Source organism: Shewanella sp. Iso12, from assembly GCF_012030025.1.
In the GTDB taxonomy this organism is placed as follows: domain Bacteria; phylum Pseudomonadota; class Gammaproteobacteria; order Enterobacterales; family Shewanellaceae; genus Shewanella; species Shewanella algae.
In genome coordinates this window covers 757,175-778,181 of sequence record NZ_JAAUHW010000001.1, presented here as the reverse complement: position 1 = coordinate 778,181, position 21,007 = coordinate 757,175, and the positions used below count along the sequence as shown (strand labels likewise).

21 protein-coding genes and 2 tRNA genes are annotated in these 21,007 nt (G+C 52.0%); 15 read left to right on the top strand and 8 right to left on the bottom strand.

What is annotated here, in order from left to right; genetic code table 11:
• The first annotated feature begins 22 nt into the window (after positions 1-22).
• The 5 genes from nagK to HCX89_RS03445 all read left to right on the top strand — a co-directional run bounded on the left by nagK (position 23) and on the right by HCX89_RS03445 (position 6,138).
• Positions 23-976, top strand: coding sequence for an N-acetylglucosamine kinase (gene nagK / locus HCX89_RS03465; protein ID WP_167715072.1), 954 nt, complete (start codon positions 23-25; stop codon positions 974-976).
• On the top strand, positions 973-1,971 hold the full coding sequence (nagB-II, locus tag HCX89_RS03460) for a glucosamine-6-phosphate deaminase NagB-II (RefSeq protein ID WP_167715070.1): 999 nt from the start codon (positions 973-975) through the stop codon (positions 1,969-1,971). Before nagK ends, nagB-II begins: the two co-directional genes overlap by 4 nt.
• A gap of 49 nt (positions 1,972-2,020) precedes the next feature.
• Positions 2,021-3,166 carry an N-acetylglucosamine-6-phosphate deacetylase gene (nagA, locus tag HCX89_RS03455; RefSeq protein ID WP_167715068.1) on the top strand — a complete coding sequence of 382 codons (1,146 nt, stop codon included), beginning with the start codon at positions 2,021-2,023 and terminating at the stop codon, positions 3,164-3,166.
• A gap of 92 nt (positions 3,167-3,258) precedes the next feature.
• Positions 3,259-4,404, top strand: a complete 1,146-nt coding sequence (gene nagX, locus HCX89_RS03450; protein ID WP_167715066.1) for a transmembrane glucosamine N-acetyltransferase NagX — start codon at positions 3,259-3,261, stop codon at positions 4,402-4,404.
• A gap of 417 nt (positions 4,405-4,821) precedes the next feature.
• Positions 4,822-6,138 carry a sugar MFS transporter gene (locus HCX89_RS03445; RefSeq protein WP_096141634.1) on the top strand — a complete coding sequence of 439 codons (1,317 nt, stop codon included), beginning with the start codon at positions 4,822-4,824 and terminating at the stop codon, positions 6,136-6,138.
• 181 nt (positions 6,139-6,319) lie between these two features.
• Here the strand turns inward: HCX89_RS03445 and HCX89_RS03440 are convergent, their stop codons facing one another.
• From HCX89_RS03440 to HCX89_RS03425, 4 genes are all read right to left on the bottom strand, one after another.
• Positions 6,320-6,508, bottom strand: a complete 189-nt coding sequence (locus HCX89_RS03440; protein ID WP_167715064.1) for a hypothetical protein — start codon at positions 6,506-6,508, stop codon at positions 6,320-6,322.
• A gap of 203 nt (positions 6,509-6,711) precedes the next feature.
• On the bottom strand, positions 6,712-7,479 hold the full coding sequence (locus tag HCX89_RS03435; RefSeq protein ID WP_167715062.1) for an EAL domain-containing protein: 768 nt from the start codon (positions 7,477-7,479) through the stop codon (positions 6,712-6,714).
• A 204-nt stretch (positions 7,480-7,683) separates the two neighbouring features.
• Positions 7,684-7,759 (bottom strand) — tRNA-Thr (locus HCX89_RS03430).
• Between the two features lie 7 nt (positions 7,760-7,766).
• Positions 7,767-7,842: transfer RNA gene (locus tag HCX89_RS03425), tRNA-Phe, on the bottom strand.
• Positions 7,843-8,215: 373 nt separating this feature from the next.
• Here HCX89_RS03425 and HCX89_RS03420 point away from each other — a divergent pair.
• The 6 genes from HCX89_RS03420 to HCX89_RS03395 all read left to right on the top strand — a co-directional run bounded on the left by HCX89_RS03420 (position 8,216) and on the right by HCX89_RS03395 (position 12,349).
• Entirely contained in the window at positions 8,216-8,764 is a 549-nt protein-coding gene (locus HCX89_RS03420; RefSeq protein ID WP_071237992.1) for a cytochrome b, read from the top strand.
• Between the two features lie 4 nt (positions 8,765-8,768).
• A complete protein-coding gene (locus tag HCX89_RS03415; RefSeq protein ID WP_025009480.1) occupies positions 8,769-9,344 on the top strand; it encodes a YceI family protein in 576 nt (191 codons plus the stop codon).
• Between the two features lie 172 nt (positions 9,345-9,516).
• Positions 9,517-9,852 (top strand): co-chaperone YbbN, encoded by a 336-nt coding sequence (locus HCX89_RS03410; RefSeq protein ID WP_054745432.1) that lies wholly within the window; start codon positions 9,517-9,519, stop codon positions 9,850-9,852.
• Positions 9,853-9,908: 56 nt separating this feature from the next.
• Positions 9,909-10,451, top strand: coding sequence for a dihydrofolate reductase family protein (locus HCX89_RS03405; protein ID WP_167715060.1), 543 nt, complete (start codon positions 9,909-9,911; stop codon positions 10,449-10,451).
• Complete coding sequence (locus tag HCX89_RS03400) at positions 10,448-10,939, top strand: ATP-binding protein (protein WP_167715057.1); 492 nt, start codon at positions 10,448-10,450, stop codon at positions 10,937-10,939. The genes HCX89_RS03405 and HCX89_RS03400 overlap by 4 nt, the downstream gene beginning before the upstream one ends.
• Positions 10,940-11,158: 219 nt before the next feature.
• Positions 11,159-12,349, top strand: coding sequence for a multidrug effflux MFS transporter (locus HCX89_RS03395; protein WP_167715055.1), 1,191 nt, complete (start codon positions 11,159-11,161; stop codon positions 12,347-12,349).
• 88 nt (positions 12,350-12,437) lie between these two features.
• Here the strand turns inward: HCX89_RS03395 and HCX89_RS03390 are convergent, their stop codons facing one another.
• The 4 genes from HCX89_RS03390 to mutY form a co-directional block, all read right to left on the bottom strand.
• The gene (locus HCX89_RS03390) at positions 12,438-13,433 is read right to left on the bottom strand and encodes a DUF2955 domain-containing protein (RefSeq protein ID WP_167715052.1); all 996 of its coding nucleotides are present in this window, start codon (positions 13,431-13,433) and stop codon (positions 12,438-12,440) included.
• Positions 13,423-14,487, bottom strand: coding sequence for an HlyD family secretion protein (locus tag HCX89_RS03385; protein ID WP_167715051.1), 1,065 nt, complete (start codon positions 14,485-14,487; stop codon positions 13,423-13,425). The genes HCX89_RS03390 and HCX89_RS03385 overlap by 11 nt, the downstream gene beginning before the upstream one ends.
• 539 nt (positions 14,488-15,026) lie before the next feature.
• Positions 15,027-15,305, bottom strand: a complete 279-nt coding sequence (locus HCX89_RS03380) for an oxidative damage protection protein (protein ID WP_044733978.1) — start codon at positions 15,303-15,305, stop codon at positions 15,027-15,029.
• Positions 15,306-15,307: 2 nt separating this feature from the next.
• Positions 15,308-16,414, bottom strand: coding sequence for an A/G-specific adenine glycosylase (gene mutY / locus HCX89_RS03375; protein WP_167715049.1), 1,107 nt, complete (start codon positions 16,412-16,414; stop codon positions 15,308-15,310).
• A gap of 171 nt (positions 16,415-16,585) precedes the next feature.
• On the opposite strand from mutY, the gene trmB reads away from it, so the two are divergent.
• From trmB to HCX89_RS03355, 4 genes are all read left to right on the top strand, one after another.
• Positions 16,586-17,302: a tRNA (guanosine(46)-N7)-methyltransferase TrmB gene (trmB, locus tag HCX89_RS03370; protein WP_025009473.1), complete on the top strand. Its 717-nt coding sequence runs from the start codon at positions 16,586-16,588 to the stop codon at positions 17,300-17,302.
• Positions 17,303-17,324: 22 nt separating this feature from the next.
• The gene (locus tag HCX89_RS03365) at positions 17,325-17,648 is read left to right on the top strand and encodes a YggL family protein (protein ID WP_025009472.1); all 324 of its coding nucleotides are present in this window, start codon (positions 17,325-17,327) and stop codon (positions 17,646-17,648) included.
• Positions 17,648-18,562: a glutaminase B gene (gene glsB, locus HCX89_RS03360; RefSeq protein ID WP_025009471.1), complete on the top strand. Its 915-nt coding sequence runs from the start codon at positions 17,648-17,650 to the stop codon at positions 18,560-18,562. The genes HCX89_RS03365 and glsB overlap by 1 nt, the downstream gene beginning before the upstream one ends.
• A 1,393-nt stretch (positions 18,563-19,955) precedes the next feature.
• Positions 19,956-20,759 (top strand): YggN family protein, encoded by an 804-nt coding sequence (locus tag HCX89_RS03355; protein WP_054745445.1) that lies wholly within the window; start codon positions 19,956-19,958, stop codon positions 20,757-20,759.
• The last annotated feature ends 248 nt before the right edge of the window (positions 20,760-21,007 follow it).

Sequence of the window (21,007 nt, the reverse complement as noted above, 5' to 3'; positions counted from 1 at the left end):
AAGAAACAGAAAGAGGTCTGCCATGGGGGAAAACCCGACACCGGATGCACAAGTGTATATAGGGATAGACGGCGGCGGCAGTAAGTGCCGGGCAACCGTCTACTGCCGGCAAAAGGGTGTGCTGGGAACCGGAGTTGCCGGTCGGGCCAATCCTTTGCACGGTCTGAGCCAAACTTTCGACTCCATCATCAGTGCTACAGGTTTGGCCCTGGCCGATGCCGGTCTGCGGCAAGCCGATTGCGCCAATATGGTGGCCGGTCTCGGGCTTGCCGGTGTCAATATTCCCAGGCTTTATCAGGAGATCCTCGATTGGAGGCATCCCTTTGCCGCCATGTACCTGACCACAGATCTGCATACCGCCTGCATTGGCGCCCACCAGGGGGAAGATGGTGCCGTCATCATCACAGGTACAGGCTCCTGTGGCTATGCCCATGTGGGCGAACAGCAATTGTCTCTCGGTGGTCATGGCTTTGCTCTGGGCGATAAGGGCAGCGGTGCCTGGATGGGCTTGAAAGCCGCGGAGCAGGTGTTGTTGTCGCTCGATGGTTTTGCGCCGCAAACAGCCCTTGGCGCCAAACTGCTGGCCCATTTCGGGGTGACAGGTGCCCTGGGGATAGTGGAAAACCTCGCCGGACGCTCCTCCAGTTGTTATGCCGCCCTGGCGAGAATAGTGCTGTCCTGTGCGGCCGAGGGCGATGATACCGCTACCGCTATTGTCAGCGAAGGTGCCGACTATATCAGCCGGTTGGCGCGGCGCCTGTTTGAACTCAATCCGCCGCGATTTGCCATGATAGGCGGCCTGGCCGAGCCGCTCAGGCCTTGGCTGGCCGACGATGTGGTCGAACGAATCGCCCCCGTGTTGGCGCCACCGGAAATCGGTGCCGTGCACTTTGCCATGCACCAACATCAAGACTCGCAATTTTCAGCCCGTCCGGCCGATGCCGGCGCATACGACTTAGCAAAGGTGAAACCATGACCCATACCATAATGGAGCGCGAGGCTCGCAGTGCTCCCGAGAAGATTGCCAACCAGTTGCAGGCCAATGACCGGTTAGCCCGAGAACTGGGGCAGCGGCTGCGCGAGTTTGCTCCCAAGTTTGTGATGATTGTGGGGCGCGGTTCTTCTGATCACGCCGGGGTATTTGCCAAGTATCTGTTTGAAATAGAGGCCGGTGTGCCTACCTTTGCCGCCGCGCCTTCGGTGGCCAGTGTCTATGGCAAGCGCTTGCAGTTGGCCGGTGGCCTGGTGATAGTTATCTCTCAGTCGGGACGCAGCCCGGATATTCTGGCCCAGGCCAAGATGGCCCGCGAAGCCGGTGCCTTTTGCGTGGCGCTGGTCAATGATGAAACCGCCCCCATTAAGGACATAGTCGATCTTGTATTGCCGCTTCGCGCCGGAGAGGAGCAGGCGGTGGCCGCCACCAAGAGCTATTTGGCTACCCTGTCGGCGCTGCTGCAACTGGCCGCTGCCTGGACCCAGAGCCCTGAGTTGGCCCGCTCCATAGATGAATTGCCCCAGGCGCTGCAGGCGGCTGTGGATTCAGAACCTCAACTGACTGCCGAATCTTTGCAGGGCAGCAACAATCTGGTAGTGCTGGGACGAGGACTGGGTTATGCCATCAGTAAAGAGATAGCGCTCAAACTCAAGGAGGTTTGTGCTATCCATGCCGAGGCCTTCTCCAGCGCCGAATTTCTTCACGGCCCTGTGACCCTGGTGGAGAACCACCTCAAAATAGTCGATGTCTGTGTGGCCGATGAATCCTATGCCAGCCATCTTGAGCAGATAGCCGAAGTCGGGCGCCGCGGCGCTGAGTTGGTTCACCTCAAGCAAACCGCCAATGAGGTTCATCCCAGAGTCGCGCCTCTGGCATTGCTGCAGCGTTTTTATATCGATGTGGCCGCTGTGGCCATAGCCAGAGGCATAGATCCGGATCAACCGGCCGGGCTTAAGAAAGTCACCCAAACCCTTTGATTAAAGTGGCCGACGTGCCTAAACGGGACAACGCAGTGGAGAGCAGAGAATGACGCAAACCTTTATCGCCGAGCGCTTGTTCGATGGCAGGCAATATCATCACAATCTGAGCTTTGCCGTGGAGAACGGCAATCTGCAGGCCTTGGGCTCTGCGGCAGGTTCAGATGCTATCCGCCTGCAAGGCCTGGTCGTACCCGGGTTTATCGATGTGCAGGTCAATGGCGGTGGCGGCGCGCTGTTTAACGGCGAGCCTACACTCGAGTGTATCGCAACCATAGGCCGGGCCCACGCCAGGTTCGGCACCACAGGCTTTTTGCCGACCCTGATCAGCGACAGAATCGAAGTGATGAACCGCGCGGCCGATGCGGTGGCCGAGGCGATAGCCAGGCAAAGCACAGGGGTGTTGGGGATACATTTTGAGGGGCCGCACTTGTCTGTGCCGAAGAAAGGTGTGCATCTACAGCAGTATATCCGCCGAATTTCCGATGCCGAGCTGGCATTGTTCAGCCGTCAGGACTTGGGGGTTCGCTTGGTGACCCTGGCGCCGGAAAATGTGGCGCCAGAGGTTATCAGAGCCTTGGTCGAGGCTGGTGTCCGTGTTTGTCTAGGTCACTCCAATGCCGACTATGATACCGTGCGTTCGGCCCTGGCGGCCGGTGCCAGCGGTTTTACTCACCTCTACAACGCCATGTCGCCCTTGGGCTCCAGAGCACCGGGTATGGTGGGCGCCGCCATAGAGGACGAGGCCAGTTGGTGTGGCCTTATCGTCGATGGTCACCATGTGCATCCGGCTGCAGCCAAGGTGGCCATCCGCGCCAAGGCCAAAGGCAAGATGCTCTTGGTGACGGACGCCATGCCACCTGTGGGGTTGGATCAAGATGCCAGTTTTGAGCTCTTTGGCCAGCAGGTGCTACGCCAGGGCGATAGACTCAACGCCATCACAGGAGAGCTGGCCGGATGTGTGCTGGATATGAATACCGCGGTGCGAAACGCTGTCTCTCTGCTGGGGCTCAGCGTTGAAGAATCCATGCGGATGGCGAGCGAGTATCCGGCGGCATTTCTTGGACTCGAGCAGCAAGGCCACTTGGTTGCGGGCAAACGTGCCGATTTTCTGGTGCTCGATAATGAACTCAAGGTGCAAAACACCTATATCGGCGGTCAATTGGTTTACGCCGCCGAGGAAAGAGTGTGCTGAAATAAGCCGTTGCGCCAAGAACGCGATTAACCCTCTTCACATAAGCAGTGCAGCTTTTACCCGGATAAAGATAATAACAACAGGGAAGCCCTATGACTGAAAAGATAGCGGCGGTAACTGAGACCGCCAACAAGCCCAGGCTGATGTCGCTCGATGCGCTGCGGGGCTTTGACATGTTCTGGATCCTTGGCGGTGAAGCGCTGTTTGCCGCCCTCTTGCTGCTGACTACTTGGAGTGGCTGGCGTTGGTTCGATGGCCAGATGCACCACAGCAGTTGGCATGGTTTTACCTTCTACGATCTTATCTTCCCGCTGTTTATCTTCCTCTCCGGCGTTGCCCTGGGTTTGTCTCCCAAGCGTCTGGACAAGTTGGCGTTGGCCGAGCGACTCCCAAAATATAAGCACGCAGTTAAGCGTTTGGCTTTACTGCTGTTTTTTGGCGTGCTCTACAATCACGGCTGGGGGACGGGCATGCCGGCGGCCCTGGATGAGATACGCTATGCCAGCGTCTTGGGGCGTATCGCCTTCGCCTGGTTTTTTGCCGCCATGCTGGTGTGGCACACAGGGCTCAGAACCCAGATCTATGTTGCAGTCGCTATCTTGCTGGGATACGCCATGGTGCAGCTGTGGCTGCCGGTCCCGGGCGGCAGTGCCGGGGACTTTAGCGCCGCCGGTTCCATCAATGCCTGGGTAGACAGTCATTTCCTGCCCGGGATCAGCTACCAACATAAGCCTTATGATCCGGAAGGCCTGTTATCGACCCTTCCCGCAGTGGTCAATGCTTTGGCCGGTGTGTTTGTGGGCCGCTTTTTGCAGCAGCAAAGTTTTTCAGCCTGGGGCAGGGTGGGTTTGCTGTGTCTGGCCGGGCTTGTTTGTTTGGGGCTTGGCTGGCTGCTTAATCCTCTGATCCCGGTTAATAAAGATCTCTGGACCAGCAGTTTTGTGCTGGTGAGCAGCGGCTGGAGCCTGTTGCTGCTGGCACTGTTCTACGCCGTTATCGATGTGCTTGGGCTGCGTTGGTTGGGTTTCCCCTTTGTGGTGATTGGTTGCAACGCCATCATCATCTATCTCGCTTCCAGTCTGGTTCAGTGGCGCTATAGCAGCGAAAGTCTGTTTGGCGGTTTTATCAATAGCGCCCCTGAGAACTGGCAGCCACTGCTTGGGGTATTGGCCATGCTCGGGGTGCAATGGTTGCTGCTCTGGTGGATGTATCGCAGGCAGTTGTTTATTCGGGTTTGAGGCTTAGGGAAGGTTCGAACAAGCCCCATGTGTGCTCTGCGTCGGCTTACGGGCTTGGATGCAAGGCGTGGTTCGCAGCAACCGGCTCTCTGCGTTATCCGACTTCGACATGCCCCGGCATGCCTTCAGTCAGATGCCTTGAACGCCAATTGCTGTGCAAGCCAGAGTGCCACGAGGACTTATTCGCACCTTCCTTAGCTTGCCTAAGTGAGGCGAACAAGCGGCCATATGCCTGGTTTAAAATTAATGACAGCGTTGTCTTTTTTGTTATTATGACGTAACTTTATTGAAACAAAGCCGTGTATAAAGCTGCCGCGGCATCAAGGTTTCAAGCGTTAAACACCACTCAAGATGGATGGGGCGCCGATAAATTTGGTTGCCAAACAATAAATTACTATAAGAAGCAGGTTTATGAACATGACAGTTGCTACCCCGGCTGACGCAGCCTCAAGAAGCAGTTTTCTGCCTATGACTATCGTAGGTGCGCTGTTTTTCATCTTTGGATTTGTGACCTGGTTGAATGGTTCATTGATCCCTTTTCTGCAAATCATCTGTGAGCTCAATGAGTTTCAGGCACTGTTTGTCACCTTTGCCTTCTACATCGCCTATACCGTGATGGCGCTGCCCATGTCGTCGATCCTGCGTCGCACCGGCTATCGCAATGGCATGGCGGTGGGGCTGGGGATCATGGCAGTCGGCTCTGTGCTGTTTATTCCAGCCGCCTTCAGCGCCAACTTTTTAATGTTTCTGCTGGCGCTTTTTGTACTGGGAACCGGCCTGACCATTTTGCAGACGGCATCCAACCCCTATGTGGTGCATATTGGTCCGAAGGAGAGCGCCGCCATGCGGATCTCCATCATGGGGCTGATTAACAAGGGCGCCGGTGTGATAGTGCCTATTCTTTTTACCGCTTTGGTACTGGCTGATCTGGAAGGGTTCACCGCCGGGCATCTGGCTGCCATGGCCCCGGCCGAGCGAGAAGCCCAAATAAGCGAACTGTCTTCACGTCTGGTGATGCCCTATATCTATATGACGCTGGCGCTTGTGGTACTGATCGCACTGGTGAAGTTTTCTGCTTTGCCGGAAATAGCCTTCGAGGGGGAAGAGGAAGAGCACGCCGACAAGAGCGGTATAGTGCATTTCCCTCAGGTGATCCTGGGCGCCATAGCCATCTTTGCCTATGTGGGGGTTGAAGTGATTGCCGGCGATACCATAGGTCTTTATGGTGCCAGCCTCGACGTCAATAATTTCGCATCCCTGACCTCCTACACCATGGTGTTTATGGTTATCGGCTACCTTTTGGGGGTTAGCTGTATTCCACGTTTTATCAGCCAGGAAAAGGCTTTGCTCGCCTCGGCCTTGGCGGGTATTGCTTGCATCTTTGGCATCATCTTCTCATCGGCCGAGAGCCATGCTATCTCGTCGCTGCTGTGGGGGTGGAGCGGTATTCCAACTATTCCGGATACAGTCACCTTCGTCGCCATGATGGGCCTGGCTCACGCTCTGGTTTGGCCCTCTGTGTGGCCGCTGGCGCTGGAAGGGCTGGGCAAGTACACGGCTCAGGGCTCGGCGCTGCTGATCATGGGTATTTCAGGTGGCGCCATACTGCCGCTGATATTCGGCAAGATTGCCCACTTCAGTGACAATGTGCAGTTGGGTTACTGGATAGGCTTGCCCTGTTATCTGTTTATCCTCTTCTATGCGCTGAAAGGCCATAAGATGCGCAGTTGGTAACTGCGAGAGTTTAGCCCTCCTTGGTGACTTAACTAATCTGGTCGGCAATAGCCGTTTGCTTCAATTCCCCGAGCCTTTTGGCTCGGGGATCTCGTTATAGCTGATGTCTCAGCCACGAACCCAAACAGCTCTTGTGTCATAAAGAAGTCAATGACGGCTGCCTCAAGCCCGAATGGCGTTTTCACCGCAGTCGAAAGGCGTTGACCACTATCAATATCGAGGTCGCGAAATAGGGATTGGGGTTAACCCGGTTACAGCTTGAGGTACTGGTGATAAGCTGGTTTTTAAACCCATCATCCAGGAAGTGAGCTATGGCATTTACCCACTTAAATCTTTGAGCATAACCATCAAGTGTTATTACGCGACCCATTGTCTTCGCCCTGAAAAATTGGCAAGAATCATAAGGCAATGATCTTTCTATTGAAATTTACGGTAGCAAAAATTACTCAGGCTGAAAGGCGCGTATAGATGTAGTTTGTGTTTGGTTTTTGATAGAGGCACAAGTCCCCATGAATAGGGGGCTCGTAGGTGACTAACAGAGGGTATGAACAAAGGGCACTACAAACCTGTGGCTTAGAGATTGGAGAAATCGACCTGGGGCAAGCTCTCAAAACCCGGGTGGGCAAAAAGGTAGCCCTGCATCAGTTCGATTCCTGCTGTTTTGAGCCAAAAACATTCTCCTTGGGTTTCTATTCCCTCGGCCAAAGGGATGATGCCCAAATCCTGAAACATGCTCAGGCAATGTGTCACTATCGATTGGCGAACTTTGTCTGTATCTATATTCCGGATTAACGCCATATCAAGCTTTATGATATTGGTCTGAAAATTTGCCAGTAGATCCAGCCCTGAATACCCGGAACCAAAGTCATCTATGGCGGTTATGAAGCCCTGGGCTCGATAGCATTCCACAATACGTTTAACGTGATTGCTGTCTTCAATCTTCTCCACTTCAGTGAATTCAAACATGATCCTCTCGGTAGGGAAGTTGTACTTTTTGGCCGCTTCCAGAGTGGTTCGAATGCAGCGCTCGGGTTTATATACGGCATTGGGGAGAAAGTTGATACTCAACATGGAGTCTATGCCAAGCCGCGAGGCCAGCGAGATGGCTTTTATCCGGCACATCTGATCAAAGATATAGCGGTTGTGGTCATTGACCTTGGAAAATATCTGGCCTGCCGCCTCATTGTTTAATCCCCTAACCAGTGCTTCATAGCCAAACACGCTGTTATTTTTGATGTTTATTATGGGTTGAAAAGCCATTGAGAAATCAAACCCCAACTCCTTTTTGTTTAGGCAATTACTGCAGGAGTGAATTTCATAACTTGCTGTTCCTTCAAGCATTAAAATGACCTTTTCGAGTGTTTATCCTTAAGGTTAGCTGGCTTTTTATGCTTAAGCAAAGCGGCTTTGGGTTAAGCCATGAGTTAGCGCAAAGGGAGAGGGAAAGGACGGTCTGCCGCAGAAATCGGGTCAAACCATGGCTGAAGTCTGCGGGAATGATATAAACAAAAACGCCACTCACTGAGTGGCGTTTTTGTTGTTTCATGGTGCCGGCACCAAGAGTCGAACTCGGGACCTACTGATTACAAGTCAGTTGCTCTACCAACTGAGCTATGCCGGCTAAATTGTGGTGCCCGAACCCGGAATCGAACCAGGGACACGCGGATTTTCAATCCGCTGCTCTACCAACTGAGCTATTCGGGCAACTGAACTGAGCGTCAGTCATCTACTTCGAACCGGGAGTTAAGGCCCGTGTCGTTCGGAGTGCGCGTATAATATAGTTCTGAAATTTTTCCTGCAAGTGCTTTTTCGGCATAAATCCTGTGTTCGCTCAGTTAATGCTCAGAATTGGGCTTTTTGAGCTGAAATCAAACTGATATCGCTTGAAAAGCCAGCAGGCCGCCTATTGCATCAAACTATCTTCGCCGTAATCTGCCGTACCCGCATCACAGTGGCTCTTTAAGCCCACCTTTTGTCCTACTTTCTAAAATTTCGAAAGAAATGGCCAATATTTAATGATTTTAGTTTTCATTTAGCCTCCATATGATGTGCTTAAGACATAGCTTAAGGATAGAAAATGCTTGCCAACACTCGTCAGGGCTACGGCCTTGTCAGCATTTTGAGCCACTGGTTATCGGCCATTGCCGTGATAGGCCTGTTTGGGCTCGGCTACTGGATGGTTGATTTGACCTATTACAGTGCCTGGTATCAGAAGGGGCCGCATCTGCACAAGAGTATCGGCATTTTGTTGTTGGCGCTTACCCTGGTCAGATTGTTGTGGAAACTGCTGAGCCCGTCGCCACAGGCAATACCGGACAAGCCTTTACTGCAGAAGGCGGCCCGTTTGACGCATTGGGGACTCTACCTGTTGCTGCTGCTGATTATGTTGAGCGGCATATTGATCTCCACCGCCGATGGCCGGGGTATCGCGGTATTTGACTGGTTTGAGCTGCCGGGTGTCGGTGAGCTGTTTAACAATCAGGCCGATATCGCCGGGGCGATACATAAATACGCCGCCTATAGCTTGATAGCCCTGGTGGTGCTGCATGCCTTGGCGGCGCTGAAACACCATTTTATCGATAAAGATCAGACACTCGTCAGGATGATTAAACTCAAGAGAGGATAGCAAAATGAAAAAGACCCTGTTTGCCGGTTTGCTTGGCAGCGCCCTGTTATTGCCTTGCGCCGTGAATGCCGCCGACTATGTGATTGATACCCAGGGCGCCCATGCCTCTATCAACTTTAGAGTCAACCATCTTGGTTACAGCTTTGTGGTCGGGCGTTTTAACGAATTTGAAGGCAGCTTCAGTTTTGACAAGGCCAACCCGGCAGATGCCAAGGTGAATGTGACCATCAACACCCAAAGCCTGGATTCAAACCATGCCGAGCGGGACAAGCACCTACGTTCGGCCGACTTCATCAATGCCGGCAAGTATCCCAAGGCCAGCTTCAAGTCCACCAAGGTGGAGGACAAAGGGAATGGCGAATTGGCGATCACCGGTGACTTTACCCTCAATGGGGTCACCAAGCCGCTGACCATAGATGCCAAGGCTATCGGTGAAGGGCAGGACCCTTGGGGTGGTTACCGCGCCGGGTTTATCGGCTCTACCGAGTTTGCCCTCAAGGATTACAAGATTACTACCGATCTGGGCCCGGCTTCCACTCACGTCAAACTCGACCTGGTGGTTGAAGGGGTCAAGCAGTAACCCACAATAGTTTTTACAGAAGGCGCCGTCGGCGCCTTTTTCTTTGGCCCACAAACGGGCAGCGAAAGTTACCGAAAGTCACCGAAAGTTAGCGCCGATATGGCACAATGAGCGCCAATACAAACAATAGAGCCCGGGTACTTGGGCCGCCGCATCGTTGTGAGCTGAAACCATGTTGAATATCGAAACCCTTGAGCAGCTTAAACAACTGCTCGAAAGCCAACCCGCGGTATTACTGCTGTTCGGCGGCGAGCATTGCGGCGTGTGCCAGGCGTTGAAGCCCAGAATAAGCGCCATGTTGGCCGACGAGTATCCACTATTGCAGGCGGCCTATATCGATTGTCAGGGCCCTGGCCAGCAGCTATCCGCCCAGATGAGTATCTTCAGTCTACCCGTGGTGCAGGTCTATTTTGACGGCGAAAAGTTTGCCGAGTTGCAGCGGGTGTTTTCTCTGGCGGATCTGCGAGAGGCAATCGACAGGCCCTATCGGCTCAGTTTTGAGTCTTAGGGAAAATAATCGACAGGGCTTTCTGTTATTGAGTTCGGAGCTAAAGGAGTAGTTAGATGAAAAATAGGGTGTATATGGCCCAGAGTCTGGATGGTTTTATTGCCGGATCTAATGGTGAGCTTGATTGGTTGGCGGCAATAGATAACCCGGAGGGCAGCGATCTGGGATTTGCCGAGTTTATGGCTTCGGTCGATGCTCTGCTCATGGGGCGCAACACTTTTGAAGTGGTGGCCGCCTTCGATGCCTGGCCCTACGATAAACCTGTATTTGTTGCCAGCAATAGTCTCAAGCAATTACCGGAGGGGTTTGCCGGCAAAGCCGAGTTAATTTGCGGCTCGGCAACTGAAATGCTCAGCGCCTTGCATGTAAAGGGGTACCACAACATCTATCTCGATGGCGGCGCTCTTATTCGCTCCTTTATTGCCGCCGCTCTGGTCGATGAGCTGATCATTACCACAGTGCCTGTGTTGCTGGGAGGCGGGATCCGGCTATTTGATACCTTGCCTGGTTCTGTGAACTTGAAGCTGGTGTCATCACAGCTGCTGCTGGGGCAATTGGTAAAGAATCGTTATCAGTTTCAAAGGGAGACACAGGCATGAATCAAGTGGGTACCTTAATCTTTTTCTGCGGCAAGATGGGAGCGGGCAAGTCGACTCTGTCGCAAGAGTTGGCTTCAGAGCGGCGCGCCGTCTGTATCAGTGAAGATCAGTGGCTTGCCGCTCTTTTCCCGAAAGAGATCCAAAACTTTGGCGACTATCTCAAGTTTTCGGCCCGGCTCAAACCTGTTATGAGCGCACATATTCAGGCCTTACTCGGTTGCGGTGTCGATGTGGTGCTGGACTTCCCGGCCAATACCGCAGTGCAGCGTCATGGATTCAAGGCCCTGGCCGAGGCGGCTGGAGCGCAGCATCTGCTGGTCTATTTAGAGGCAGATGATGAGTTGTGTCTCGAGCGTCTGGCACTCAGAAGAGTTCAATGCCCGGAGCGGGCAGCGTTCGACAATGAAACCGTCTTTCGGCAGGTGAGTGCCTATTTTGAGGCGCCAACGGCCGAGGAAGCGCTATCGATAGAGGTGCGCCCGGCCTGAAAACAGCCGACATGGCGTTCGCTATTTGGCTGTGGCAGACCAAGATTATTTGTGCCAATATGCGCCGGCCGGTTTACTGCTCTTTGGCAGAGTTCAAACATGGCGCTATAGTCATGCGGGCGCGAAGGCGCCGCAAAATAGAGGTTAGATTATGAAGAGAGCAGTGAAGGCAGTCCAATTATCGCTTGAATAGATTCTTAGCAATAATTGGACGCGAAAATGAATAGAAACAATATCTGGAATTACTCATTCTTATACTCTTTGGTACTTCTGGTACCTTTCGATCTGCTTGCTTCACTGGGGATGGACTTATACCTTCCGGCAGTGAATGACATCGGCACAAGTTTCAAGGTAGGAAGGGAGCAGGTTCAGCTGACGCTGACCATGTATATGGCACTCCTAGGCCTTGGGCAATTGCTGTTTGGCCCCCTCTCGGACAAGTTTGGCAGAAGGCCGATAGTCGTTATTGGCGCTGTCTTGTACTCATTGTCCAGCCTGGCTATTCCCTTAAGTCCGAACTTCGATTACTTTCTGGGACTGAGATTGTTACAGTCGCTGAGCGCGTCTGCACTATTGGTTGCGGCGTTTGCCACGGTCAGAGATGTATTTGCAGAAAGGGAAGAAGGCGTAGTCGTTTACGCCATCATGGGTTCAGTGTTGGCTTGTGTACCGGCAGTGGCACCGTTTCTGGGTGCCTTGATAGAAAAGCAGTGGCATTGGCAGGGCATATTTTACTTCCTGGGAATATTTGCTGCCGTGGTTGCCGTGCACACAGTGTTTAAATGGCCAGAAACCCGACCGGCCCAAACCCAACCGTTTCGTTTCAATAGCTTGTTCACCATCCTGGGGTCCAAGACTTTTATCGGTTATACCTTGGCTTATGCAACGGCTATGGGGACCTTCTTCGCCTACTTTTCCACCTCGCCCTCGGTGCTGATGGATACCTTGAGCCTGAGTAAAGTCGAGTTCAGCCTCTGGTTCGGCTCGGTGGCGATTGTGATGATACTGACTACCAGGTTCGTCAAGCCTTTGGTTGGGCGTTGGGGAATAAGCGGCACAGTGTTTCGGGGGCTGGCGGGGCTATTTGTCAGTGGGCTTATCCTCTATCTGTGCGAGTGGCTCTTTGGCGTTACCCTGCTGGGCTTTATGCTTCCCATGTACCTGATTGGAGTCAATATTGCCTTGACTTGTGCAGTCTCGGCCAACGGCGCTCTGCACGCCTTCTCCGCTTCGGCGGGTTTGGCAACGGCGCTTTATTATGCGCTGGAAAGCCTGTACTTAAGCCTTATGGTCAGTGTGCTGATAAAGCTGATCCCGCCCGGAACCTCGGCCACCATAGCCGTGTATATCTTTATCTCTTCCCTGTTGGCTGCGGGCTTTATCCTGCTGGGTCGGCAGCAGAGTAAATAGCTTCTTATAAGCTTGCAGGCCACACTTGAGCTTGTTCAGGTGTGGCCTTCGCTGCTGATAGGGCACTTATTTGAGGAGGCTATTGTGGTTAATGGGTGTTTTTCGGCTCACTCTTGAGTAAGTTTATGGTCAGAACCCCAATTGAGATTGCGGCAACAATGGATGCCAGTCTAACCATTTGAGAAGAGAGCGATAATACACTTGGATTATTGACTATTTGATAAGTCAATACGATAAAGTTGGTAAACAGTAACTGGTAGATAGTCAGGTGGGTTTTACGGCGTATTGCGAAACAGGCTAATTGTAATCCAGAAAAAATAGTTACCCCTATGATCACGAAAGTTGGTGCATTTACAGAGGTTAACAGCATGCATGGTATGGTAAATAGTATGCCGACAGAAGTTGTGATAAGTCTATGGTAGCCAAACGTGTGGCTGTCTTTGGTAATAGGCGATTTTATCATGCTGCCAAAAGTTATGGCTATCAACAAGGCTTGTGAGCTGCCAGCCCAGATTAATGCATAAAGCACAATGCTTGTAGCGGTTGCTTTAAAGACGATTTTCCCCATGTTTTTATCAGCACCTTCAATTCTGGCTTCATCGGGCGGGATATTTGTCTCGTCACTAGGAAATAGCCAAAAACCAAGGTAGGTTGCCAACACCGCAATGATAAAGCTTTCGAACAATGTCAATGGTAAGGCGCTTAATGGTATGGACATCTGTTGCTTCATTACCACCATGAAAATGACGATAACTAAAGTTAAATTGGCAATAATATCTTTGGGATCTTGATGACCACGGTAATAGCTCAGAAACATCAGTGACCAAGTAAACAGTAAAAATCCAGTGGGCGTACCTATCAACAGATTTCCCAGTGTTACTATGCCAAAACAGATAAACAGGAGTACTACCAGTAGCTTTAATAGCACCTTAAGCTGTGGCCTGGATGGCATCAGGGTAAAAAATATCACTACAAATACAGGGGCGATAACAGGTATGGCGGCGCCTGAATATATGAGATAGAACAGGAGCAGCACTGGCGTGAAAACCAGCCTGATGACTGAATTTGCTGCACTATGAAACATAAGTCAAAACGCTCAGAATGTTCATCCAGATGGACGCCAACCAATCACCAAAGCTACTTTGCTCGGTTAAGAATGCAACCGTTGCTTTAGAACCATAACGAACATTACCGGGCACATTACCGTTCTCAAAGATAATGTTAACCGGATACCGTTGCGCGTTTAGGGAGTTATTGTTTGCGACTAAAAAGCCGGTAGCCTGATCCGTTTCATTACTCCCTCCCGTGCCCCAGCCTATGCTTTCGACTCTTCCTTCGAGCACTCGACCCGGTAAAGCGTCCATGACAATTTTTACTTTTTGATTGACACGGATATGCTCCAGAGAATTTTCTCTTACCAGCGCCGATACCCAGACACCTCTTGGGTCGATAAAAGTAAGTAGCGGAGAGCCTACACTGGCTTTTTGCCCAACAGTGAGTTGTAGGTTGGTCACAATACCTTTGGAAGGGGCAATAACTTTAGTGCGTTGTAAGTCTAACTCTGCTTTTTCCAGGCTGGCTATTGCGGCGAGGATCTGCGGGTTGTCTTGCCCTTCAGGACCAAGGTTTTGTTTTGCTTGTACCAGAGAGGCTTCTGCTGCATTTAAGGCGGCTTGGGCTCGATCCCTGGCTTCAATCGCATTATCCAGCTCAGCTTTACTCAATACGCCTTTTGCTGCCAATTCAGTGATTCGGGCCGCTTGCTCTCTGGTATTATCGCGCGCCGCCAATGACTCAATCACTTTGGCTTGCGCGACTTCAACGGCTGCAGTACTGGCGCCGATATTTTGCCCTGCAATAGCCAGGTTGGCTTGAGCCGTGCGCAAGTTGATTTGATAATCTCTGGAATCAATTTCAAATAAAGTCTGGCCGGATTCCACCACTTGGTTATTTCTGACCTTGACCTCGGTAATATTGCCTGAAACTTCGGGAGCGACTCTAACCAGATAAGAGTGGATTCTGGCCATCCCTGTCATTGGGGTTACACGATCAGCCCACAAGCTATAGAGCCAAATGAAAAAGACGATGCCAATGATGAAAAAACTCAGCTTTCTGGAAGAGGACTCTGCTTGGGACATAGGATAACTCTCTTGACGATCTGCTATAGCATGTGGCATTTGTGTCTGAAATTATATGTTTGTTAATAAATGTTTGATAGTTTTTTGGGGGATGATAGTTTGATTGGGTACTCATTTGGATAAGTTTTTCTGATTACAGTGTGTTGGATTGACTTGAGGAAGTCTCAGATAGCTTGTTGAACACACTGGTACAGCAATGGGACTTTACGGACGATATATAAGGTCTGTTGGGGGAAAAGACTATAACGTAGCAAAGTACCATTCTATTGGCTGCATATTGTGCGGCTATGCTGGTAAGACTATTAGTGTAAGTACTTAGCGTAAGTACGTTGATAATTTTGTTGGCAGGAGTAACTTATCGGCTCGTCTTGAGTCTGTTCTTTTAGCTCTGAGAAATATTAGTGGTCAATAAAACCTAACTCTGCATTTTGGTTGGCTGGATTAGTGAACAACGAGAATTGATTCTTAAAACTGGTTAACAGTAAAGATAAAGGCCCATAAGGGCCTTTTCTCATTTCGCTAGCTACAGCTATAGCGGCTTATTCATCTTCTGCCGGTGGCACATAGCCTTCAATCTGTACTTCCTGACCTTCGAACAGGAAGGCGACCATCTGCTCTTCCAGCAGTTTGCGATCATCGACATTCATCATGTTCAGTTTCTTTTCGTTGATCAGCATGGTCTGTTTTTTCTGCCACAGGCTCCAGGCCTCTTTGCTGATGCTGTCGAAAATGCGCTTGCCGAGTTCGCCGGGATACAGTTGGAAATCCAGGCCATCGGCTTCTTTCTTGAGATAGACGCAGTTAACTGTGCGTGCCATGTTTACTCCTTGGTCAGACTCGGTTCCAGGCTGGCCAATACCCGCTCTGTTGCAGCGGCCAGTCCCACCCGGGAAGGTTGGTTTAAGTTATACCAGAGACAGGGTTTGGGTTCCATTACCCTGTCTTTACTCTGGGCGCTGTGACCTTGGTCCAGCAGCATGTCTGTGGCTACTTTGCTCTTTAGCCGCAGCAGCATAGGCTGGGCGTCCAGGTGAAAGTGGCTGAAGGTGTGACGAAAACCGGGTAGCTCAGTGATGCTGTGTTCTGCAAGCCCCAACGCTTTGGCGGCTTGCAGCAGGTTTTGTCTGTTGCTGAACTCGGGGAAACACCAGAGGCCGCCCCAGATCCCGGCGGGTGGCCTTTGCTGCAGCAAGATCTCGCCATTGTGTTCCAGCACCAGTAGCCAGGCTTCTTTGGCCGGAATCGCCTTCTTCGGCTTCTTACCGGGGAATTCGCCCTGGCGCCCCATTAGCTGCGCCTTGCAATCGCGGGCGACCGGGCACTGGTCACAAGCGGGGCGGGAGCGGGTGCAAATGGTGGCACCTATATCCATCATCGCCTGGTTGTATTTTTGGATCTCGGCCTTGGGCGTGAGCGCTTCGGTCAGCTGCCAGAGTTGGTTTTCCACATCCTTTTGCCCGGGCCAACCTTCTATGGCGCCGTGGCGGGCGAGTACCCGTTTGACGTTGCCATCCAATATGGGGTGATGTTGCCCCAAAGACAGCGACAGTACCGCACCTGCGGTTGAGCGGCCAATGCCCGGCAGTGCCAGTACCGAGTCAAAGTCGGTTGGAAACTCGCCTTGGAACTCATCACGCACCTTGATGGCGGCCTTGTGCAGGTTACGGGCGCGGGCGTAATAGCCCAAACCTGTCCACAGATGCAGCACTTCGTCCGTGTCGGCATTGGCCAGGCTGACGACATCGGGGAAACGGGCAATGAATTTTTGGAAGTAGGGGATAACAGTCGCGACCTGGGTCTGCTGCAACATGATTTCAGAAATCCATACTTTGTATGGGGTCTTTTGCTGTTGCCATGGCAGAGTCTTGCGACCATTCAAGTCGTACCATTTTACGATACGTTCTGCGAAAGAGGCTGTTTTGTTCATCGGCGCAGTGTAGCCGCAGCCAAGGGGCGAAACAAGGAGATTGATCCCCCCAAATGATTGACTTATTTCGTTCTTGTGGATTGTTGGTATACTTTTTCAGCATCAGGGCTTGCACTGTATGGTGAACTTTGGATAATGCCCTTCTTTTTTCACACCTCTCTAGGGGCAAAAATGAGCGAAGTCACAACGGCCGAGTTTAACGAAGAAGGCAAGTATCTGCGCAAAGTAAGAAGCTTTGTGCTGCGTGAGGGGCGCCTCACCAAGGGCCAGGCCCAGGCCATAGAAGCGCATTGGGGCAGCATGGGGCTGGATTATTCCCCCGAGCCACTGGATTTGAACGCCGTTTTTGCCCGTGAGGCAGACACAGTGCTGGAGATAGGTTTTGGTATGGGTGCCTCACTGGTGACCATGGCCAAGGAAGCCCCCGAGCTTAACTTTATCGGTATCGAAGTGCACAAGCCTGGTGTGGGCGCCTGTCTTGCCGATGCCGGCGAAGCCGGAGTCACCAACCTGAGAGTATTCCATCACGATGCCATGGAAGTGCTGGAGCATGCCATTGCCGATAATTCTCTGGCGCGGCTGCAGCTGTTTTTCCCCGACCCATGGCATAAGAAACGCCACCACAAGCGCCGCATAGTGCAGCCGGCCTTTGCCGAGTTGGTGCGCCGTAAACTGAAAATCGGTGGTGTGTTCCACATGGCTACCGATTGGGAAAACTACAGCGAGCATATGCTGGAAGTGATGAATGCCGCCCCCGGCTATCGCAACCTTTCCAGCGATGGCACTGTAGTGCCACGCCCGGATTACCGTCCGTTGACCAAGTTCGAGGCCCGCGGCCAGCGCCTGGGTCACGGTGTTTGGGATCTGATGTTCGAACGTACAGAGTAATTACACCTGAGGGAGAAGCAGTATGGCTATTCGCAGTCGTCGTTTGCGCAAGAAGTTGCGTGTTGATGAATTCCAGGAGTTGGGATTTGACGTTAGTTGGCGTTTTGCCGACTCTGTATCGGAGGAACAGATAGATCCCCTGGTCGACCGTTTTATTGATGAAGTCATAGAACCTAGAGGCTTGGGCTTCCACGGTGGCGGCCACAGAGAGTGGGAAGGCATTATTGCCACCCAAAGAATTGGCAAGTGCACCGAAGATGACAGAAGTGCAGTCAAGGCATTCTGGGAAGCTCAGCCAATCAGCGAGTTGGAAGTTACTGAGCTGTACGACATTTGGTGGAGTTAATCCCGGACGAGGCCTTGCTTGAGCAGGTGCTCGACAGGGTTCGCCCTCTGATTGGCCAGGGTAAGGTGGCGGATTATATTCCGGCCCTTGCCCGGGTCAATGCCAACAAGCTGGGGATTGCCGTCACCATGGCCGACGGCACCACAGTGGGGGCAGGGGATTATTTAGAGCCTTTTTCCATTCAAAGTATTTCCAAAGTGTTCAGCCTGACACTGGCGCTGACACTCTATGAAGAAAGCGAAATCTGGAGCCGGGTAGGCAAAGAGCCGTCGGGCCACTCATTTAATTCTCTGGTGCAGGTGGAGTTGGAGCGCGGTATTCCCCGTAATCCCTTTATCAATGCCGGTGCGCTGGTCATAGCCGACTTGCTGCAGAGCCGCCTCGGAGCGCCCAAGCACAGAATGCTGGAAGTGGTTCGCCGTTTGGCGGGTAATCCGCATATCTGCTACGACAAGGTGGTGGCCGATTCCGAGTATCAGCATAGTGCCCGCAATGCCGCGATTGCCTATCTGATGAAGTCCTTCGGTAACTTCAACAATGATGTGGATACTGTGCTGCGAAGCTATTTCCATTACTGCGCCTTGAAAATGAGCTGCGCCGATCTTTCCCGGGCCATGATGTATCTGGTCCAAGGTGGTAAGGCATTGGATGGCAAAGAGCTGATATCACCGCTGCAGAGCCGCAGACTCAATGCGCTCCTGGCTACATCCGGGCTTTATGACGGCGCCGGTGAGTTTGCCTACCGGGTCGGCATGCCGGGCAAGAGTGGTGTCGGTGGTGGTATAATCGCCGTGATCCCCGGTGACATGTCCATCTGTGTCTGGTCGCCGGAGCTTGACCGCAGCGGCAACTCACTCGCCGGAACGGCAGCGCTGGAGCAACTCAGGCTGGCCGTTGGCCGCTCAATCTTCTGATCCCAAAGGCAGCATTCCGCTGCCTTTGTTTTTTACGCCATACCATAGCTTTCAGCCTAAAGTTGCATATTAAGCGCTTGCCGGGTTTCCGGCGACGGATGTTTCTCATTGCCTGCCGCAGGCTTATGCACAGGCGATCCTGTGACTCGGCGTTAATACGTCCTTGTAGCCTCGACGAAAACATCTGACCTACATGGACGTAGGAAATGCCGAATTTGTCGGGAACAGAATTCGGCCTTGTTTTCGACGGTCACAGTTCCGCCTGTGCCAGGGAAATAGGCGTATGTTAGTGGGTATATAAGCAATTTCAAGCAACGCTATGATTGCAGAATTGCACCAAATTCCCCTCGGTGTCGCCGAAAGCCGTTGGCGCAAATAACGTGGCTGAGGCATGGATGCCGAAGCAGCGCCAGTCGAATCAGGGATGAGCGTCTGAAGCGGTAGTTATTTGCGCCATTAGGCCGAGGGGCTTTCGACACCGTGTGGGGCGGCAAGGGAGATCCAAGAGGGGATTGCTGTTGATCCCTTCTTGGTCGGGTGTGGGGCGAAGCTCCACGACTTTAGGCCGCTGGTACAGCGGCTATCATGGCTGCCAGCTAAAAGTTACTAATTAGTATTGGCAGGACCTCCGGCGACGGATGTTTCTCATTGCCTGCCGCAGGCTTATGCACAGGCGATCCTGTGACTCGGCGTTAATACGTCCTTGCAGCCTCGACGAAAACATCTGACCTACAGGGACGTAGGAAATGCCGAATTTGTCTGGAACAAAATTCGGCCCTGTTTTCGACGGTCACTGTCCCGCCTGTGCCTGGAATTAGGCGTATATCTGCAGCTCAAAACAACTCTGTGTGGGAAGAGTTGCACCAATTCCCCCTTCGGAGCCGCCGCTGGCGTTGTTGCAAATTGGCGTAGCCGAGACAGGGATGTCGAGGCTCGAAGGTCGAGCAAGGATGCGAGTCCTGAGTGTAGCCAATTTGTTTCATAAGCCAGCGGGGATTTCGGCTACGTCGGGGTGTCCTTGGGGATGCAAGGGGCTTTGGACAAGCAAAGCCTCTTGCTCGGTGTGGTGTGGAACACCACGACTTTAGGCTGCTGGCACAGCGGCTATTATGGCTTTTAATCCCGAATGCAGTGAAGAAAAGGAATAGTCTAGGCCATCCAGAGTATTCCCTGTTAAACCTTTCTTTGGTTTCTTGTGTCTTATTCATCATAACGGCTACAAGTTGGCAAAATTTGCCACTCGCAGATGGTGGATTTTCATATTCTGCTGCCTTACTTGATATTAATTCTTTTAGTATCAGTTGATTATAACTTTGGCACAAAGTCTGCTTTATTCTGAGCCATAAGCGGTAACCAAGTTTACTCGGCAGATTAAAACGAGAGGGAAGACAGAATGAAACAAGCGATTGGTGGAATATCTTTGTTGTGTGCATTGTTTGCGGCGGCGCCTGCTATGGCGATCAACTTTGAGCCAAGAGATGAGCAATGCGAGATGTCACTCAACTACGACATCTCACTGGAACCCAAGAAGCTGAGTGTCAGTAATCAAGGGAAAGAACACTATCGAATTGAGCCGGGCCGCCTCTACGTGGAAGGTGAAGAAGTGGCCTTGAATGCCGAGCAGAGCAAGCTTGTCAACGAGTACTCGGATGCCATGGCTCAGCAGTTACCCGAAGTTATCTCTTTGGTGGAAGATGCCGTCACCATGGCGAGTGAGGCCGTGAGTATGGCTCTAACACCACTCTTGGGTGATGCCGCCGGTGCCAAGTTGGATGAAACCATGGACAGTCTGCAACAGCGAGTCTATGAAGTGGCTCATCGCAATGGTGACCAGTACTTCCTGGGGGCCACTGAAGAGTCGCTGGAAAACGCCTTTGGTGATGAGTTTTCCAAAGAAATAGAGCAACTGGTACAGCAGTCGCTAGGCAGTTTGATGATGGCCATGGGCAGCGCCATGATGTCAGGTGAGGGCGAAACCTTTGATGAGAAGATCAATGCCTTCAGCCAGAAAATGGAAAAGATGGGCAAGGATATTGAAGTACAAATGGAGTCCCGCGCCCAGGAGATGGAGCAGAGAGCCGACGCGCTTTGCGACAACTTCCAACGTTTGGTGGTGCTGGAAGACAAGTTACGCAAACAGATCCCTGAGCTGGGCGAATTCCAGGTACTGTCCGGCAAGGTTGAACTGCAGCAATAAGATTTAAGCTGGTGATTCCCCCTGTATCTTCCCCTCCCTTGATACAGGGGTTTTTTATTGGTTGTCTGTTGATTATGCCATCACTGCGGCGGTTTTTTTGGCTCAAGGCTATCCTTGGGTTAGAGTCAATAAGAAAGAATTGGTATACTTCGCAAAAATAATAAAACTGACACCCAAGTCAGGACTCAGTGACTCTACCCAGTGCGCTTTCCAAAACCCGGCAGCCCACACCCCATTTTGGGGTCTTG

Coding starts and splice junctions, on each gene's coding strand:
- HCX89_RS03380 (WP_044733978.1), bottom strand. CDS start 15,305: ATGGCACGCACAGTTAACTGCGTCTATCTCAAGAAAGAAGCCGATGGC.
- nagX (WP_167715066.1), top strand. CDS start 3,259: ATGACTGAAAAGATAGCGGCGGTAACTGAGACCGCCAACAAGCCCAGG.
- HCX89_RS03400 (WP_167715057.1), top strand. CDS start 10,448: ATGAATCAAGTGGGTACCTTAATCTTTTTCTGCGGCAAGATGGGAGCG.
- nagA (WP_167715068.1), top strand. CDS start 2,021: ATGACGCAAACCTTTATCGCCGAGCGCTTGTTCGATGGCAGGCAATAT.
- HCX89_RS03395 (WP_167715055.1), top strand. CDS start 11,159: ATGAATAGAAACAATATCTGGAATTACTCATTCTTATACTCTTTGGTA.
- HCX89_RS03440 (WP_167715064.1), bottom strand. CDS start 6,508: ATGGGTCGCGTAATAACACTTGATGGTTATGCTCAAAGATTTAAGTGG.
- HCX89_RS03420 (WP_071237992.1), top strand. CDS start 8,216: ATGCTTGCCAACACTCGTCAGGGCTACGGCCTTGTCAGCATTTTGAGC.
- HCX89_RS03415 (WP_025009480.1), top strand. CDS start 8,769: ATGAAAAAGACCCTGTTTGCCGGTTTGCTTGGCAGCGCCCTGTTATTG.
- HCX89_RS03435 (WP_167715062.1), bottom strand. CDS start 7,479: ATGCTTGAAGGAACAGCAAGTTATGAAATTCACTCCTGCAGTAATTGC.
- HCX89_RS03445 (WP_096141634.1), top strand. CDS start 4,822: ATGACAGTTGCTACCCCGGCTGACGCAGCCTCAAGAAGCAGTTTTCTG.
- mutY (WP_167715049.1), bottom strand. CDS start 16,414: ATGAACAAAACAGCCTCTTTCGCAGAACGTATCGTAAAATGGTACGAC.
- HCX89_RS03355 (WP_054745445.1), top strand. CDS start 19,956: ATGAAACAAGCGATTGGTGGAATATCTTTGTTGTGTGCATTGTTTGCG.
- HCX89_RS03390 (WP_167715052.1), bottom strand. CDS start 13,433: ATGTTTCATAGTGCAGCAAATTCAGTCATCAGGCTGGTTTTCACGCCA.
- nagK (WP_167715072.1), top strand. CDS start 23: ATGGGGGAAAACCCGACACCGGATGCACAAGTGTATATAGGGATAGAC.
- HCX89_RS03405 (WP_167715060.1), top strand. CDS start 9,909: ATGAAAAATAGGGTGTATATGGCCCAGAGTCTGGATGGTTTTATTGCC.
- HCX89_RS03385 (WP_167715051.1), bottom strand. CDS start 14,487: ATGTCCCAAGCAGAGTCCTCTTCCAGAAAGCTGAGTTTTTTCATCATT.
- HCX89_RS03410 (WP_054745432.1), top strand. CDS start 9,517: ATGTTGAATATCGAAACCCTTGAGCAGCTTAAACAACTGCTCGAAAGC.
- nagB-II (WP_167715070.1), top strand. CDS start 973: ATGACCCATACCATAATGGAGCGCGAGGCTCGCAGTGCTCCCGAGAAG.
- HCX89_RS03365 (WP_025009472.1), top strand. CDS start 17,325: ATGGCTATTCGCAGTCGTCGTTTGCGCAAGAAGTTGCGTGTTGATGAA.
- trmB (WP_025009473.1), top strand. CDS start 16,586: ATGAGCGAAGTCACAACGGCCGAGTTTAACGAAGAAGGCAAGTATCTG.